The organism is Streptomyces sp. NPDC039609 (genome assembly GCF_055596705.1).
The window spans coordinates 1-15623 of sequence record NZ_JBVIUJ010000006.1 but is presented as its reverse complement, the minus strand read 5'-3'; the positions used below and the strand labels follow the sequence as shown (position 1 = coordinate 15623).

Annotated in this window: 13 protein-coding genes; 6 read left to right on the top strand and 7 right to left on the bottom strand. The window is 71.6% G+C overall.

Features of this window, described 5'->3' with window-relative positions:
- The first annotated feature begins 8 nt into the window (after positions 1 to 8).
- Positions 9 to 446: a DUF742 domain-containing protein gene (locus ACZ561_RS18330; RefSeq protein ID WP_376439292.1), complete on the top strand. Its 438-nt coding sequence runs from the start codon at positions 9 to 11 to the stop codon at positions 444 to 446.
- Positions 427 to 1032, top strand: coding sequence for a GTP-binding protein (locus ACZ561_RS18325; protein WP_470995960.1), 606 nt, complete (start codon positions 427 to 429; stop codon positions 1030 to 1032). The genes ACZ561_RS18330 and ACZ561_RS18325 overlap by 20 nt, the downstream gene beginning before the upstream one ends.
- A gap of 226 nt (positions 1033 to 1258) precedes the next feature.
- Here the strand turns inward: ACZ561_RS18325 and ACZ561_RS18320 are convergent, their stop codons facing one another.
- The 3 genes from ACZ561_RS18320 to ACZ561_RS18310 all read right to left on the bottom strand — a co-directional run bounded on the left by ACZ561_RS18320 (position 1259) and on the right by ACZ561_RS18310 (position 3892).
- Positions 1259 to 2446 carry a lipid-transfer protein gene (locus ACZ561_RS18320; RefSeq protein ID WP_470995957.1) on the bottom strand — a complete coding sequence of 396 codons (1188 nt, stop codon included), beginning with the start codon at positions 2444 to 2446 and terminating at the stop codon, positions 1259 to 1261.
- Positions 2443 to 2916, bottom strand: coding sequence for a Zn-ribbon domain-containing OB-fold protein (locus tag ACZ561_RS18315; RefSeq protein ID WP_470995955.1), 474 nt, complete (start codon positions 2914 to 2916; stop codon positions 2443 to 2445). Before ACZ561_RS18315 ends, ACZ561_RS18320 begins: the two co-directional genes overlap by 4 nt.
- A gap of 166 nt (positions 2917 to 3082) precedes the next feature.
- Positions 3083 to 3892: a M15 family metallopeptidase gene (locus ACZ561_RS18310; RefSeq protein WP_470995952.1), complete on the bottom strand. Its 810-nt coding sequence runs from the start codon at positions 3890 to 3892 to the stop codon at positions 3083 to 3085.
- Here ACZ561_RS18310 and ACZ561_RS18305 point away from each other — a divergent pair.
- Entirely contained in the window at positions 3891 to 4460 is a 570-nt protein-coding gene (locus ACZ561_RS18305) for an NUDIX domain-containing protein (protein ID WP_470995950.1), read from the top strand. The genes ACZ561_RS18310 and ACZ561_RS18305 overlap by 2 nt on opposite strands.
- Before the next feature lie 153 nt (positions 4461 to 4613).
- Here ACZ561_RS18305 and ACZ561_RS18300 read toward each other — a convergent pair whose 3' ends face one another.
- The gene (locus ACZ561_RS18300) at positions 4614 to 6968 is read right to left on the bottom strand and encodes a glycoside hydrolase family 31 protein (RefSeq protein WP_470995947.1); all 2355 of its coding nucleotides are present in this window, start codon (positions 6966 to 6968) and stop codon (positions 4614 to 4616) included.
- A gap of 216 nt (positions 6969 to 7184) precedes the next feature.
- Between ACZ561_RS18300 and ACZ561_RS18295 the strand changes: the two genes are divergently transcribed.
- On the top strand, positions 7185 to 9155 hold the full coding sequence (locus ACZ561_RS18295; RefSeq protein ID WP_470995944.1) for an acetoacetate--CoA ligase: 1971 nt from the start codon (positions 7185 to 7187) through the stop codon (positions 9153 to 9155).
- 69 nt (positions 9156 to 9224) lie between these two features.
- On the opposite strand, the gene ACZ561_RS18290 is transcribed toward ACZ561_RS18295, so the two are convergent.
- Positions 9225 to 10544 (bottom strand): aminotransferase class I/II-fold pyridoxal phosphate-dependent enzyme, encoded by a 1320-nt coding sequence (locus ACZ561_RS18290; protein WP_470995941.1) that lies wholly within the window; start codon positions 10542 to 10544, stop codon positions 9225 to 9227.
- Between the two features lie 48 nt (positions 10545 to 10592).
- Here ACZ561_RS18290 and ACZ561_RS18285 point away from each other — a divergent pair, with 48 nt between their 5' ends.
- A complete protein-coding gene (locus ACZ561_RS18285; protein ID WP_470995938.1) occupies positions 10593 to 11876 on the top strand; it encodes an MFS transporter in 1284 nt (427 codons plus the stop codon).
- 22 nt (positions 11877 to 11898) lie between these two features.
- Entirely contained in the window at positions 11899 to 12795 is an 897-nt protein-coding gene (locus tag ACZ561_RS18280; protein WP_470995936.1) for a hypothetical protein, read from the top strand.
- Between the two features lie 65 nt (positions 12796 to 12860).
- Here ACZ561_RS18280 and ptsP read toward each other — a convergent pair whose 3' ends face one another.
- Both ptsP and ACZ561_RS18270 read right to left on the bottom strand, forming a co-directional pair.
- Positions 12861 to 14531, bottom strand: a complete 1671-nt coding sequence (gene ptsP / locus ACZ561_RS18275; protein WP_470995933.1) for a phosphoenolpyruvate--protein phosphotransferase — start codon at positions 14529 to 14531, stop codon at positions 12861 to 12863.
- Positions 14532 to 14614: 83 nt separating this feature from the next.
- A complete protein-coding gene (locus tag ACZ561_RS18270; RefSeq protein WP_362372008.1) occupies positions 14615 to 15064 on the bottom strand; it encodes a PTS sugar transporter subunit IIA in 450 nt (149 codons plus the stop codon).
- Positions 15065 to 15623 lie beyond the last annotated feature (559 nt).

Below are 15623 nucleotides of genomic sequence, written 5' to 3'. Positions count from 1 at the left end.
GGGACACCATGACTGACGGCACGACCGACGGCACGATCGACGCGGCACCGCAGGAGCGCGCGCAGGCCCCGGCCCACCACTGGTTCGACGACGAAGCCGGGCCGGTGGTCCGCCCGTACGCGATGACCCGCGGCCGGACCAGCGCCGCGACCCGCCACCGCCTCGACCTGATCGCCGTGGTCGTGCCCGAGCCCGCCGCGGACGATCCGGGCCGCGACCAGACGCTCTCCCCGGAACACGTGGAGATCGTCGAGCGCTGTTCGGACGCACCACAGTCGATCGCCGAACTCGCCGCCGGACTCGACCTCCCCGTCGGGGTCGTCCGGGTCCTCGTCGGCGATCTCGTCGAGGACGAACTCGTCCATGTGACCCGCCCCGTTCCGCCGGCCGAGCTGCCGGACGTGAGCATTCTCCGCGAGGTGATCAATGGCCTTCGGGCGCTCTAGCCACAAGAAGCCCCTTGTCGAACCGGTGACGCTGAAGATCCTGGTCGCGGGCGGCTTCGGGGTGGGCAAGACGACGCTGGTCGGCGCCGTCAGCGAGATCAGGCCGTTGCGGACCGAGGAGGTCCTGAGCGAGGCCGGCCGGCCCGTCGACGATCTCCACGGGGTCGAGAGCAAGTCGACCACCACGGTGGCGATGGACTTCGGGCGGATCACCCTCCGCGAGGACCTGGTCCTCTATCTCTTCGGCACGCCCGGCCAGGACCGCTTCTGGTTCCTCTGGGACGAGCTGGCGCAGGGTGCGCTCGGGGCGGTCGTCCTGGCGGACACCCGTCGCCTGGAGGACAGCTTCGCGGCGATCGACTACTTCGAGCGGCGCGGCATCCCGTTCACGGTGGCGGTCAACTGCTTCGAGGGCGCCCAGCGGTTCCCGGCCGAGAGCGTGCGCGGGGCGCTCGACCTCGACCCCGAGGTCGAGCTGCTGATGTGCGACGCGCGTGACCGGGAGTCCGTGAAGAACATCCTCGTGGCCGTCGTCGAGCACGCCCTGGTCCTGGCGGACCAGGGCGCCACGCCCGTCGCCACCTGACACGGGCCGGCGGTGGCCTCGACACACCGTGGCGTCGGCGCGCGCCCTTCCGCCAGCGTACGTCGGCTTCGGACCTGCCTGGCTTCGGAGCTGCTCGGCTTCGGCGCTGCTCGGCTTCGGCGTGCTCAGTCTCAGCGCGCCTCGCTTTCGCGCCTGCCGGGTTCGGCGCTGCTCGGCTTCGGTACAGCTTGACTCCAGCGCAGCTCGGCCTCGGCGCGCGTGGGCGTCAGCGCACCGCCACCACCGCCGACCCGTGCCCGAACAGCCCCTGGTTCGCGGTGATCCCGGCCCGCGCGCCCTCCACCTGACGGCTGCCGGCCGTGCCTCGCAGCTGCCAGGTGAGCTCACAGACCTGCGCGATGGCCTGGGCGGGCACGGCCTCGCCGAAGGACCCCAGGCCCCCGCTGGTGTTGACCGGGACGCGGCCACCGAGCGCCGTGACCCCCTCCCGTACCAGCTTCGCTCCCTCACCGGGCGCGCACAGACCGATGTCCTCGTACCACTCCAACTCCAGCGCGGTGGACAGGTCGTACACCTCCGCCAGCGACAGGTCCTCGGGCCCGATCCCCGCCTCCTCGTACGCGGCCCGAGCGATCGACGCCCGGAAGCTGTCCGGCGAGGGGGAGACGGCCACGGCCGAGTCGGTCGCGATGTCCGGCAGGTCGAGGACCGCCTTGGGGTACGTCGGTGTGACGGTGGAGACCGCCCGGATGCGGACGGGGTCCGCGTGCCCGTTCCGGCGGGCGAACTCCATGCTGGAGAGCACCAGGGCCGCGCCCCCGTCCGAGGTCGCGCAGATGTCGAGCAGCCGGAGCGGATCGGCGACGACGGCCGAGGCGGCCACCTCCTCTGCACTCACCGCCTTGCGGTAGCGGGCACGTGGGTTGAGCGCGCCCGCCGCCGCGTTCTTCACCTTGACCTGTGCGAAGTCGTCCACCGTGTCCCCGTACAGCGCCATGCGGCGCCGCGCGTAGAGCCCGAAGTACGCGGGGTTGGTCGCCCCGAGGACCCGGAAACGCAGCCAGTCGGGATCGTCGGGCCGCTCCCCGCCCGCCGGGGCGAAGAAGCCCTTGGGCGCCGAGTCCGCGCCGACGACCAGCACCACGTCCGCAAGTCCGGCGAGGATCTGGGCCCGCGCGGTGCCGACGGCCTGTGCCCCGGAGGCGCAGGCCGCGTACACGCTGGTGACGCGCGCCCCCTGCCAGCCCAGCGCCTGGGCGAAGGTCGCCCCCGCCACGTACCCGGGATACCCGCACCGCATGGTGTCGGCGCCGACCACCGAACCGACGTCCTGCCAGCCCAGCCCGGCGTCCGCGAGCGCGGCGCGGGCCGCCGCGGTCCCGTACTCGACGAAGCTGCGACCCCACTTGCCCCAGGGGTGCATCCCGGCCCCCAGGACGGCGATGTCGCTCATGACCGCTCCTCCGCCACGCGCGCGTGGACCGGCTTCCAGTGCCAGGTGGTCCAGGTGTGCGCGTCGTCCTCGTTGAGGACACCCGGCACCACCTCGACCTCCATGCCGACGGCGAGGTCCGCGGTTCGCACTCCGGGCGCCGCCTGCCCGAGCACCACCATCGCCTCGGCCTCCAGCTCCACCGCGACCAGGGTGTACGGGTCCCAGGGCGTGTCCGGATCGGAGACGTAGGGCGCGGGCGGGCGGTAGCGGCCGTCGGTGTACGACCAGACGCGGCCGTGTCGGGAGAGCGGGGTCTCGACGAGCTCGCCGCCGCCCGGACAGCCGGGATTGCGGCACCAGGAGTCCTCGCGGGGGAAGAAGACCGAGGAGCAGGCCGTACAACGGGTGCCGAGCAGCCGGAAGTCACCGCCCTCCCCGCCGCCGTCCGTGAACCATCCGGCCACCACCGGTCTGCGCGTCCGTGCCACGACGGCCCTCCCTGAGTCCGGGATCCACTGAATCTGACGAAGCGTCAGAATTCTGCCATGGATGCCGCGCGCTGAGAACCGTAAGGGCCCTTCTTGCGTCCCTACGTACGGAACGGGCGGCCGGGACCCACGGGGGTGGTCCCGACCGCCCGTCGTCCGCCGGAGATCAGTGACCGGCCACCGACCTCCGTGCCACGGGGAAGTCGAAGAACGTGCTGGGGAACGGCTCCGGCTTGAACGTGAAGTGCCACCACTCCTCGGGCAGGTTCACGAATCCCTGCTCCGCCAGCGTCCCCTTCAGGAGCTGCCGATTGGCCCGCTGCGCACCCTGTATCCGTGGATCATCGGTGTGCGACAGCGTGTCGAAGCAGTCGAAGCCCGTCCCCATGTCGACGGAGTTGTCCGGGAAGCGCCGGTCCTGCGGGGCGTAGCACTCGACCAGCTTCTCGCCCGGCTCATAGGGGCGGGTGGGCGCCGCCGGCAGCTTCACGATCGTCAGATCGACCGTCGAGCCGCGACTGTGCCCGGACTTCTCCGCGATGTAACCGTCCGCGAACAGCCTCGACTTGTCGACCAAGGGATAGAACTCCTTCTTCATCCCCTCGTCCTGGAGATCCTTCGCCCAGCGCACGAAGTGGTCGACCGCCCGCTGCGGTCGGTAGCAGTCGTAGACCTTCAGCGAGTAGCCCCGTGCGAGCAGCTTCACCTGGGCGCGGTGCAGCGCCTCGGCGGCCGGACGGGTCAGGATGCACAGGGGCTGGCGGTAGCCGTCGACCTTCTCGCCCACGAAGTTGTGCACCGTGGTGTAGCGCATCTCCTGAATGATCGTCCGGTCCACCGAACTCAGCGCCACGAACTCCTTCGGAGCCTTCGGCTCCGGCCTGGCCTGCGCGGACGGTACGGCGGCGGTGGCGGCGAGCAGACCGGCGGACGCCAGCACACCGGCGGTACGGAATACGGAAGCAAGTCCTCTCATGTGCACCGTCTATCAGTTCCGCGGGGCACGGGAAAGAGTGATCGCATACGGTCCTGTCGTGAAGGACTCCTACTGCTCCAGCTGCGGCGCCCGTTACGCCGATACCGCCGACTGGCCCCGCACCTGTGCCTCCTGCGGCTCGGTCGCCTACCGCAACCCGTTGCCCGTCGCCATCGCCCTCCTTCCCGCAACGGACGTGCGGGGAACGGGACTTGTCGTCATCACACGCACCATCGAACCCGCCAGGGGCGAAGTCGCGCTCCCCGGCGGCTTCATCGACCACGCCGAGGACTGGCGCGGCGCCGTCGTCCGCGAGCTGCGCGAGGAGACGGGGATCGAGGCGCCGACGGGGGACGTACGGCTCGCCGACGCCCTCAGCTCCCCGGCCGGACACCTCCTCCTCTTCGGCCTGCTCCCGCCCCGCCCGGCCGCCGAACTGCCGCTCTCCGCCCCCACCGACGAGACCACCGGATGGCACCTGCTCCACGCCCCGGCGGAACTCGCCTTCCCTCTCCACACGGAGGCGGTACGACGCTGGTTCGCGGGGAGGTACACCCACGGAGCCTGAGCTCGATCAGCGCGGGAGTCCCCGGGATCCCGAGGACTCCCGAGGACTCCCGAGGACTCCCGAGGCACGCAGCGGATCCCCGTCCGCCACTCCCGAGGAACCCCCGAGGAGCCCCCGAGGAACCCCCGAGGAACCCCGGGGCTCCCGAGGAAGTCACCCCTCCAGGCCCCGCACCCGCACCGGCAGCGCCACCTCCTCCGAACCCCCGTCCGTCACCCGCTCCACCACCACCCGGCCGTCCACGAGCCGCGACGCGTACCGCTCGATCTCGGCCTTCTCCCAGCCGTCCCCGGTGTCCCGTACGACGAGCCCACCGCCCGTACGTCCGGCCGCCGGCGCCCACACCTCCAGCTCGAGACCCCCGTCCGCACCCCGCACGGGAATCACCGCCCCCGCACGCGCGAGCACCGGGATACGGGACAGGGGCGCGTCGAGGAGGACCTGCCCCGGCCCCTCGTACGCGCGCCCCGTCGCCGTGTCGTACCAGCGCCCGCGCGGCAGCCGCACCGCGCGCCGGTCCGCGCCCCGGGCGAGGACCGGCGCCACCAGCAGCGCGTCGCCCACCAGGAACGCGTCCTCGCAGTCCCGCAGCGCACGGTCCTCCGGAGCGCCCCACCACACCGGCCTGACGTACGGCGCGCCGGTCAGCCGGGCGAGCTGGGCGAGGGTGACGAAGTACGGGCGCATCCGCTCCCGCTCGACGAGCGCCACGCGCGCGTGCTCCAGGACCTCGGCACCGAACTCCCACGGCTCGCGCCGCCCCGCGTCGATCGCCGCGTGCGTACGGAACAGCGGCAGCCACGCCCCCAGCTGGAACCAGCGCAGGAACAGCTCGGGCGACGGACTCCCGTCGAAGCCGCCGACGTCCGGCCCCGAGTACGGCACCCCGCACAGTCCGAGCCCCAGCACCAGCGACAGGGAGGCCCGCAGCCCCGGCCAGCCGGTCGACACGTCACCGGACCAGGTTCCGCCGTACCGCTGCATCCCGGCCCAGCCAGAACGCGAGAAGAGGAACGGCCGCTCGTCGGGGCGCAGCCGGCGCAGCCCGTCGTACCCGGCCCTCGCCATCGTCAGCCCGTACACGTTGTGCGCCTCGCGATGGTCGCCACCCCGCCCGTCGAGGGCGTGCCGGGACGAGCGCGGCAGCGTCTGGTCCCCGAAGGGGGAGAAGGAGACCGGCTCGTTCATGTCGTGCCAGATCCCGGAGAAGCCCTGCGCGAGCCGCTCCTCGTACAGGCCGCCCCACCACTCCCGTACCGCCGGATCGGTGAAGTCCGGATAGGCGCACTCACCCGGCCAGACCACCCCGTGCACCTCGTTCCCCCGCCCGTCGCGGACGAACGCGTCGGCCGCCGAGCCACTGTCGTAGACCGCGTTCCCCGGCTCCGCCTTCACCGCCGGGTCCACGATCGACACCAGCCGCACCCCCTGGTCCCGCAGCTCGCCCGCGAGCCCCGGCAGATCGGGGAACCGCTCGCGGTCCACCGTGAACACCTGGTGCGCGTCGTAGTGGTCGATGTCCAGATGCAGCACCGACAGCGGAAGCCCCCGCTCGCGGTAGCCGTCCACCACCCGCCGCACCTCCTTCTCGCTGCCGAACCCCCAGCGGGCGTGCTGGGGACCCAGCGCCCAGGACGGCGGCAGCGCCGGGGCGCCCGTCAGGGCCGCCCAGCCATGCAGCACGCGCGCGGGGGTGCCGACCACGACCCAGCAGCGCAGCGGCCCGCCGCCCATCCGGACCTCGCTCGTCCCGGGCCGGTCGTGGCCGGAGCCCGCGCCCTCCTCACCTTCGGTGAGGGTGACGCGGCCGTCCCAGGAGTTGTCGTGGAACGCCAGATGCGTGCCCGCGTCCGAGACGACGACCTGCACCGGCATCGTGATGTACAGCGGATCGTCGCCGGGGGAGAACCTCCCCTTGGGGTCGGTGTTCCACAGCCGGTACGAGCCGTCGCGCAGCCGTGGCCCCGACGCCCGCCCGCCGAGCCCGAAGAACCGGGCGTCCGCGGGCACCTCGCTGCGCTGCACCCAGCGCGCGGGCCCACCCGAGACCGGCTCCCACCAGCGCGGCGGAAGATCCCGGCGCAGCATCACACCACCGGGTGTGCGGATCTCCACCGCCCCGTGCCGGGACACCGCGACCGTCACCCGCTCCGACACCACCCTCCAGCCGCCGTCGGTGTCCGGTTCCAGCTCGGCCCGCGGGTCCGGCTCGGGCGGCTCACCGGCCAACGCGTACGACGGGAGAGGCTCCGCCCCGTCCCAGCCCCAGAAGACCGTGCCCCCGGCCGACACACTGATCCGCAGCTCGGAACGGGCGAACCGGACGATACCTCCCCCCGGCAGCGGCTCCGCCTCGCCCACCGGACCCGGCACCCGGGCCCGTTCCGTCCCTCTCGGCGGCAACCCCCACGCATCCGTACGACGCTGCCGCCACGCCGAACGCACCGCCCGCAACCCCTGCACCGATCCGAACACCCTCACCGAACGCACCAGCTCACTACCGTCCATGCAGCTCACCCTGCCATTCGGCGGGGCCCGGGCGCGGTTCGTTCAACTGCCGTTCACCCGTGGTGGGAGCACATATTCAGACGTCCGACCATGGGCGGGGAACCCTGGTGCGAAAGACGATCACATGGCATCGTCCCTGTCAGCCGCGTCACGCGCACACCCCAGCCCGTGCGCGCGACACACGCAGACCCGCGTACGCCCAGGGAGAGCCGCCGCATGACATCAGCGCACACCGAGCCGCTCTGGCAGCCGGACGAGGAACGCATCGCCGCAGCAGCGGTCACCCGCTTCCAGTCCTGGGCCGCCGAGCGCCACGGAGCCCCGGCCGAGGGTGGATACCCGGCCCTGCACCGCTGGTCGGTCGACGAGCTGGAGTCGTTCTGGCAGGCCGTCGCCGAGTGGTTCGATATCCGCTTCTCCACCCCGTACGAGCGCGTCCTCGGCGACCGCTCGATGCCCGGCGCCGAGTGGTTCCCCGGAGCCACCCTCAACTACGCCGAGCACGCCCTGCGCGCCGCCGCCGAGCGACCCCACGACCCGGCCCTGCTCCATGTGGACGAGACACATGAGCCGCGCCCGATCTCCTGGGCCGAGCTGCGCCGCCAGGTCGGCTCGCTCGCCGCCGAACTCCGCGCCCTGGGCGTCCGTCCCGGCGACCGCGTCAGCGGGTACCTCCCGAACATCCCGGAGGCCGTCACCGCCCTCCTCGCCACGGCCGCCGTCGGCGCGGTGTGGACCTCCTGCGCGCCCGACTTCGGCGCACGCAGCGTCCTGGACCGCTTCCAGCAGGTGGAGCCGGTCGTCCTGTTCACCGTCGACGGCTACCGCTACGGCGGCAAGGAGCACGATCGCCGCGAGACGGTCGCGGAGCTGCGCGCGGAACTGCCCACCCTCCGCGCCGTGATCCACATCCCGCTTCTCGGCACCGAGCCCCCCGAGGGTGCGCTCGCCTGGTCGGACCTGACCTCCGCCGACGTGGAGCCGGTTTTCGAGCAGGTGCCGTTCTCCCACCCGTTGTGGGTGCTGTACTCCTCCGGCACGACGGGCCTGCCCAAGGCGATCGTGCAGTCCCAGGGCGGCATCCTTGTCGAGCACTTCAAGCAGCTCGGCCTGCACTGCGACCTGGGCCCCGAGGACGTGTTCTTCTGGTACACCTCCACCGGCTGGATGATGTGGAACTTCCTCGTCTCCGGCCTGCTCACCGGCACCACCGTCGTCATCTACGACGGCAGCCCGGGCTACCCCGACACCGGCGCCCAGTGGCGCGTCGCCGAACGGACCGGTGCGACGCTGTACGGCACCTCCGCCGCGTACGTCATGGCCTGCGCCAAGGCGGACGTCCACCCGGCGCGGGACTTCGACCTCTCGGCGATCAAGTGCGTCGCGACCACCGGCTCCCCGCTCCCGCCCGACGGCTTCCGCTGGCTGCACGACGAGGTCGGGGAAGACCTGTGGATCGCCTCGGTCAGCGGCGGGACGGACGTCTGCTCATGCTTCGCGGGAGCGGTACCGACCCTCCCCGTCCACATCGGCGAGCTGCAGGCCGCCGGCCTCGGCACGGACCTGCAGGCCTGGGACCCCTCCGGCAAGCCGCTGATCGGCGAGGTCGGCGAACTGATCGTCACCAACCCGATGCCGTCCATGCCCATCCACTTCTGGAACGACCCGGACGGCAGCCGCTACCGCGACAGCTACTTCGAGATGTTCCCCGGCGTCTGGCGTCACGGCGACTGGATCACCATCACGGACCACGGCTCGGTCGTCATCCACGGACGCTCCGACTCCACCCTGAACCGCCAGGGCGTACGCATGGGCAGCGCGGACATCTACGAGGCCGTCGAACGGCTCCCGGAGATCCGCGAGTCCCTCGTCATCGGCCTCGAAGAGCCGGACGGCGGCTACTGGATGCCGCTCTTCGTCCACCTCACGGAGGGCGCGACCCTGGACGAGGCGCTGATCAAGCGCATCAAGCAGACGATCCGCACCGAACTCTCCCCGCGCCACGTCCCCGACGACATCATCGAGGTCCCCGGCGTCCCGCACACCCTCACGGGCAAGCGCATCGAGGTTCCCGTCAAGCGCCTCCTCCAGGGCACCCCGATGTCCAAGGCGGTCAACCCGGGCTCGGTCGACAACCTCGACCTGCTCGGCTTCTACGAGAAGCTGGCGCGCGACCGGGCGAAGTGAGTCATGCCGTAGGGGGTGGGAAGTTCCCGGGTGGTTTCAGGGAGTCCCACCCCCTGCGGGAGAGCGCCCCTACCCCCCGTACGTCGCTTGCGCCTCGCCGAGCACCTCGGCGAAGTCCGAGGCCAACCGCCCCGCCTCGGCCACCCCCAGCGCCGCCGTCGTGATCCGCACCGCCGTCGGCGTCGCGATACGGAACCGCGCCCCGGCCGCGACCCACCACCCCCGCGTCCGCAACCCGTTGACCACGGCCGACTCGTCCCGCACCGGCACCCACACGTTCAGCCCGCTCGACCCCATCGCCGCGATCCGGTGGTCCGCCAGCGCGTCGATCAGCGCCGTACGCCGCGACGCGTACGCCGCCTCGCCGGCCGCCACCAGCCGCGCCACCGCCCGGTCCGTGAGCAGCCCGGCCACGGTCTCCTGCAGGACGTGACTGACCCAGCCGGACGTCATCAGCATCCGCCCGTCGTGGCGCGCCAGCGTCGCCGCGTCACAGGCGAGCCCGGCCCACCTGAGGTCGATACCCAGGTGCTTGGACGCGGTCCGCACCTGCGCCCACCGCTCCAGACCGGCCGCGGCCAGCGTGAAGGCCGGCGCCCCCGCGATGTCGGCGTTGTGGTCGTCCTCGACGACGAGGACCGCCGGGAACTCCCTGAGCACCGCGATCAGTTCGTCCCGCCGCGCCTCGGTGAAGTACGCACCCGTCGGGCACTGCCCCCGTGGGCTGCACACCACGGCCCGGGCCCCGGCGCGCAGCGCGGTCCGCAGGGCGTCGGGCACCAGGCCCTCGCCGTCCACGGCGACCGGCACCATCCGCAGCCCCAAGGCCGGTACCAGGTCCAGCAGATGGTGGAACCCGGGATCTTCGACCGCCACCGCGTCCCCCGGCCGCAGCTCCGTGGAGAGCAGGCGGGCGATGCAGTCCAGCGCGCCGTGCGCGAATGTCACATGGTCCGTCGGCACCCCGTCCCGCTCGAACCAGGCTCGGGTGAGCTCCTCCAGGGCCGACAACCGTGGTGCCGCACGGTGGGATCCGTACACCGGTGGCACCACGGCGGGCGGCCGCAGTTCCGGCATGAACGCGGGGTCGGGATGGCCGCCCGCCAGTTCCACCAGACCGGCGGGAACCCGCGGCGGCCGCCGCGAGGCCACCGACGGCACCTCCGCGACCACGGTCCCGCCCCGCCCGCGCGTCATCACGACGCCCCGCTGCCGCAGTTCCTTGTAGGCGGTGGCGACCGTGCCCGGACTGACACCGAGCTCGTCCGCGAGCCGGCGCACCGGAGGCAGCGCGTCCCCCGGCCCGAGCCCGCCCTCGGCCACGGCCTGTTCAACGGACGCGGCAATCCCCTTGGCCGTCGTCCCGACAATCGAATATTGTGTTGCCACGTACTGAACTATGTATCAATACAAAGCTCAGGTCAAGGGGGAAACCGAGTGAACCACCGAACTCCGTGGCACAGCACCGTCCTCAACCGCATCCCCGGCGGCCGCGACGGCCGCCGGATGCTCCTCGTCAGCATCATCGACAAGACCGGCACCGGCCTGTGGGCCGGCTGCACCGTCCTCTACCTCACCTACGTCTCAGGCCTCGGCCTCGGCCAGGTCGGCCTCCTCATGACGATCTCCGGCGGCGTCGGCATCGCCGGCGCCCCGCTCGCCGGACGCCTCGCCGACCGCTTCCCCCTCGTCCGGATCATCGTCGGCGCCCAACTCATGCGCGCCGCCGCCCTCCTCGCCCTCCTGAGCACCGACAACTTCCTTCTGCTCACGCTCTACTCCGCCCTCGGCGCCATCCCCGACCGCGCCGGCAGCGTCCTCATCAAGCTGTACGCGGCCCGCCTCGCCGGACCCGACCGCGTCCGCTACCAGGCCATCCAGCGCACCACCGTCAACATCGGCTGGTCCATCGGCGGCCTCGGCGCCGCCGCCGCACTCGCCACCGGCAGCACCCACGCCTACGCCCTGCTCCTCGTCGGCAACGTCCTCACCTACCTCGTCATCGCCGTCCTCACCCTGCGCTGCGCCGAACCCCCCGCCCCGTCCCGCATCGCCGCCACCTCCGAGACGGCAGGCGACCGAACGGCCGCCACACCCAGCACCCCGTGGCGCGACCGCACCTTCCTCGCCTACACGGCCACCGACGCCGCCCTCTTCCTCGACGACACGATCCTCCAGGTCGCCATCCCCCTCTGGATCGTCCACGCCACCGCCGCACCCGTCGGCCTCGCCCCCCTGCTGCTGGTCCTCAACACCGTTCTGGTCGTCATCTTCCAAGTCCCGCTCGCCCGGTTCGGCGCCACCGCCGACGCCGCCCGACGGCTCCTCGTCCCGCTCACCGCCCTCTTCGTCGTCGGCACCCTCGCCCTCGCCGCCTCCGCGGCCGGCGGGCGCGCCCTCGCCATCACGGCCCTCGTCGTCGCCGTCATCGCCCTCACCTTCGCCGAGATCGTCCACGCGACCTCCTCCTGGGAACTCTCCGTCGCCCTGGCCCCCGCCGAAGCACAGGGCGCCTACCTCGGCGCCCACGGGCTCGCCCAATCCACCCAGCGATTCGCCGGCCCGCTCCTCGTCACCGGTGTCATGACCGCCGGCGCGCTCGCCTGGCCCCTCCTCGGGCTCGGCCTCGTCGCCGCGGGCGCGGCGCAGCACCGCCTGATCCGCGACCGGATCAGCAAGCCGTCACTGTCAGTGGCGCCGGTTACGGTGAGTGAGCAATGATCGACAGCGCTCAGGGGGAGACATGACACGACCCGGCACCACCACATCCCTGCGCCGCGCCCTGCGCCGCGAAGTCCCCAGTACCGTCGGCCTCCTCGCCGACGAGGACGACTTCACCGCCATGCGCCGGTACGACACCTTCGCCTTCGACGACCACCCGGCCTACCTCCGCCAGATCGAGGGCCTGCTCAAGGCCCTCGCCGGCCAGGGCGGGCACACCACCGTCGCCCTCTTCGACCCCGAGGAGTACGCCCAGTACTGCGACGACACCGGCCTCGACCCCGACCGCCCCGCCAGCCGCAGCCGCTTCACCGCCGAACTGGCCGCCACCGGAGCCCGCATCCCCTACACCGGCCAGCCCATGACGACCCTCGTCCCCACCCTCATCGACGCAGCCGTCCGCCGCGCCACCTGGGAGTACGCCGCCATGCTCCTCACCGACACCGGCGACTGCGCCGACTGCGGGCAGGACATCGGCCGCGCCGCCTTCGACCGGGCCTCCCACCTGCTCATGCGACTCCTCGAAGCCGCCGGACCCGGCACCCACAACCTCGTCTGCAGCGTCCCCGCCGCGGACGAACAACTCCTCGCGGTGCTCCACGCCACCCGTGACCACGACGGCCCCGCCCACCTCGACAGCGGCGCCGGAGCCGAATTCGCCACCGTCCTCGCCGCCGGCATCGCACACGACAGCCCCGGGGGAGTGGTCCTGCGCACCACAAGGCCAGGAGCACGCGACCGCCTCCACGGCTGGCGCCTCACCCGGGGCACCCTGCACCCCCTCACCGAAGCCGAGGTGTTCAGCGCCTACTGCACCGACGCCCACACCGGAGACCCACTCCCACCCGAACCCCACGTCGACTACCGCGCCGGCTTCCCCGTCACCCCCGAGGACGACGACTGGCCCACCCACCACTGACGCCGAAGGGGCTCCCCGCCACACATGTGACGGGAAGCCCCTTCAACAACCACGACGTACCGGGATCACTCCCCGGACAGCACCGCCTGCGCGGCCACCCGGGCCTCCTCGGCCGTGTCCGCCGCGCGAGCCGCAGCCGCGGCACGCTCACACTGCGCCAGCGTGTACTTCGCGAGCGTCGCCCGCACATACGGAATCGACGCGGCACCCATCGACAGAGAGGTGACACCCAGACCCGTCAGCACACAGGCCAGCAGCGGATCCGAAGCGGCCTCACCACAGACACCACAGCTCTTGCCCTCGGCCTTGGCCGCCTCGGCGGACAGCGCCACGAGGTCGAGCAGCGCCGGCTGCCACGGATCCTGCAGCCGCGACACGGCTCCGACCTGACGGTCGGCGGCGAAGGTGTACTGCGCCAGGTCGTTGGTGCCCAGCGACAGGAACTCCACCTCCTGCAGGATCGAACGCGCCCGCAGAGCGGCGGAGGGAATCTCCACCATCGCGCCGAACTTCGCCCGCAGCCCCGCCTCACGGCACGCGTCGGCGAAAGCCTTCGCGTCCGTACGGTCGGCCACCATCGGCGCCATGACCTCGAGGTACACCGGCAGACCCTCGACGGCCTTCGCCAGCGCCGTCAGCTGCGTCCGCAGCACCTCCGGGTGGTCGAGCAGCGAACGCAGACCCCGCACACCCAGCGCCGGGTTCGGTTCGTCCGCCGGCGTCAGGAAGTCGAGCGGCTTGTCCGCACCGGCATCCAGCACCCGCACGACCACACGACCCTCGGGGAACGCCTCGAGCACTTTGCGGTACGCCTCGATCTGCTTCTCCTCCGACGGAGCCTTCCTGCTGTCGTCCAGGAAGAGGAACTCCGTACGGAACAGACCGACGCCCTCGGCCCCCGCCTCCACCGCGGCCGGCACATCAGCCGGGCCACCGACATTGGCCAGCAGGGGCACCTTGTGCCCGTCGGAGGTGGCGCCCGGACCACTGGACGCGGCGAGCGCGGCCTTGCGCTCGGCGGCGGCCGCCGTCATCCGCTCCTGACGCTCCTCGGTCGGGTCCACGAAGATCTCGCCGGTGGAACCGTCCACCGCGATGACCGTGCCCTCGCCGATCTCACCGGCACCCGGCAGAGCCACCACCGCGGGCACACCCAGGGCCCGCGCGAGAATCGCGCTGTGGCTGGTCGGCCCGCCCTCCTCGGTCACGAACCCGAGGACGAGCGCCGGGTCGAGCAGCGCCGTGTCCGCGGGAGCCAGGTCCCGCGCGATCAGCACGTACGGCTCGTCACTGTCGGGCACGCCCGGCATCGGCACGCCCAGAAGGCGCGCGACGATACGGTTCCGCACGTCGTCGAGGTCCGCGACCCGTCCGGCCATGTACTCACCCGCGCCCGCGAGCAGCTCGCGGTAGTGGGAGAAGGCGTCGTAGATACCGCGCTCCGCCGTGCTGCCGACCGCGATCCGGCGGTCGACGTCGGCGATGAGCTCCGGGTCCTGGGCGATCATCGCCTGGGCTTCCAGCACATGCTGTGCCTCGCCCCCGGCCAGATTGCCGCGCGCAATGAGGTCGGCAGCCACAGCTTCCACGGCCTGGCGGGCGCGCCCCTGTTCGCGCTCCGCCTCCTCGGCGGGAATCTGCTTGGCCGGCGGCTCCAGAACCGCCGTACCCATGTGCCGGACCTCGCCGATCGCCACTCCGTGGCTGACGCCGACGCCTCGCAGCGTTGTCTCCATCTCACCCGTCTCCGATAGAGCGGCGGCATCGGGCCGCCGCGATGAATGTCGAACTCGTGGTCGTCACGAGGACGACGCCGGCCTCAGTTCCAGCTGAAGAGCTGGTCGTCGGCCTTCACGTCGCCGCTGTCGACGACATCGGAGAGAGAGTCGGCGGTGGCCTCCAGGGCCACCACGGGGCAGATGGGGGACTTGCCCGCGGCCTCGACCTCGGCCGGGTTCCAACGGACGACGGCCTGTCCCCGCGTCACGGTGTCCCCCTTGTTCACGAGCAGCTCGAAGCCCTGCCCATTGAGCTGAACGGTGTCGATCCCGAGGTGGGTCAGAACACCGTGGCCCTCGCCGTCGACGACGACGAACGCATGCGGGTGCAGAGACACGATGACGCCGTCGACCGGAGACACGGCCTCCGACGGCTCACGTACGGGGTCGATGGCGGTGCCGGGTCCGACCATCGCGCCGGAGAAGACCGGGTCGGGTACTGCGGCGAGACCGATGGCGCGTCCAGCAAGTGGCGACGTCACGGTTGTCATGGGAAGCCTCCCAGGGGCGGAGATTGTGTGGCGCCGTCACTACCTGTCCTGGACGGCGTACTGTTCAGCAGCGTATGTCATACGAAGTCCTAGTTCCGCATGGGACGTACCAGTTGGCGGACCTAGGGACTAGCCGGAAACGATTTGCCTCTACTGACGGTGGGATGTACTGTCGTACTCCTGCCTGACCCCAACGCGACTTTGAGTCGTGGGTCGGCAGCACCTATCAAGCCAGATCCTAACCCCAGTGGTCTACACCTCTGCATGTCCGCAGAGGGGTGGTCAGGGGGAGCGAAGAAGCCTGGTAGTGTTTGACCCCGCCGCAAGGGAAAGCGCGAGAAGCGAATTCCCGAAACGGCAAGCCCGCTCCAGCGGGTGGCAGAAACGGAAATCGGATCTGCTAAGCTGGAAACACGAAAGACCGAAGGGAAAAGCCCGGAGGAAAGCCCGAGAGGGTGAGTACAAAGGAAGCGTCCGTTCCTTGAGAACTCAACAGCGTGCCAAAAATCAACGCCAGATTAGTTGATACCCCGTCCATCTTCGGATGGCGAGGTTCCTT

Coding starts and splice junctions, on each gene's coding strand:
- ACZ561_RS18295 (WP_470995944.1), top strand. CDS start 7,185: ATGACATCAGCGCACACCGAGCCGCTCTGGCAGCCGGACGAGGAACGC.
- ACZ561_RS18280 (WP_470995936.1), top strand. CDS start 11,899: ATGACACGACCCGGCACCACCACATCCCTGCGCCGCGCCCTGCGCCGC.
- ACZ561_RS18310 (WP_470995952.1), bottom strand. CDS start 3,892: ATGAGAGGACTTGCTTCCGTATTCCGTACCGCCGGTGTGCTGGCGTCC.
- ACZ561_RS18270 (WP_362372008.1), bottom strand. CDS start 15,064: ATGACAACCGTGACGTCGCCACTTGCTGGACGCGCCATCGGTCTCGCC.
- ACZ561_RS18300 (WP_470995947.1), bottom strand. CDS start 6,968: ATGGACGGTAGTGAGCTGGTGCGTTCGGTGAGGGTGTTCGGATCGGTG.
- ACZ561_RS18320 (WP_470995957.1), bottom strand. CDS start 2,446: ATGAGCGACATCGCCGTCCTGGGGGCCGGGATGCACCCCTGGGGCAAG.
- ACZ561_RS18305 (WP_470995950.1), top strand. CDS start 3,891: ATGTGCACCGTCTATCAGTTCCGCGGGGCACGGGAAAGAGTGATCGCA.
- ACZ561_RS18330 (WP_376439292.1), top strand. CDS start 9: ATGACTGACGGCACGACCGACGGCACGATCGACGCGGCACCGCAGGAG.
- ptsP (WP_470995933.1), bottom strand. CDS start 14,531: ATGGAGACAACGCTGCGAGGCGTCGGCGTCAGCCACGGAGTGGCGATC.
- ACZ561_RS18325 (WP_470995960.1), top strand. CDS start 427: ATGGCCTTCGGGCGCTCTAGCCACAAGAAGCCCCTTGTCGAACCGGTG.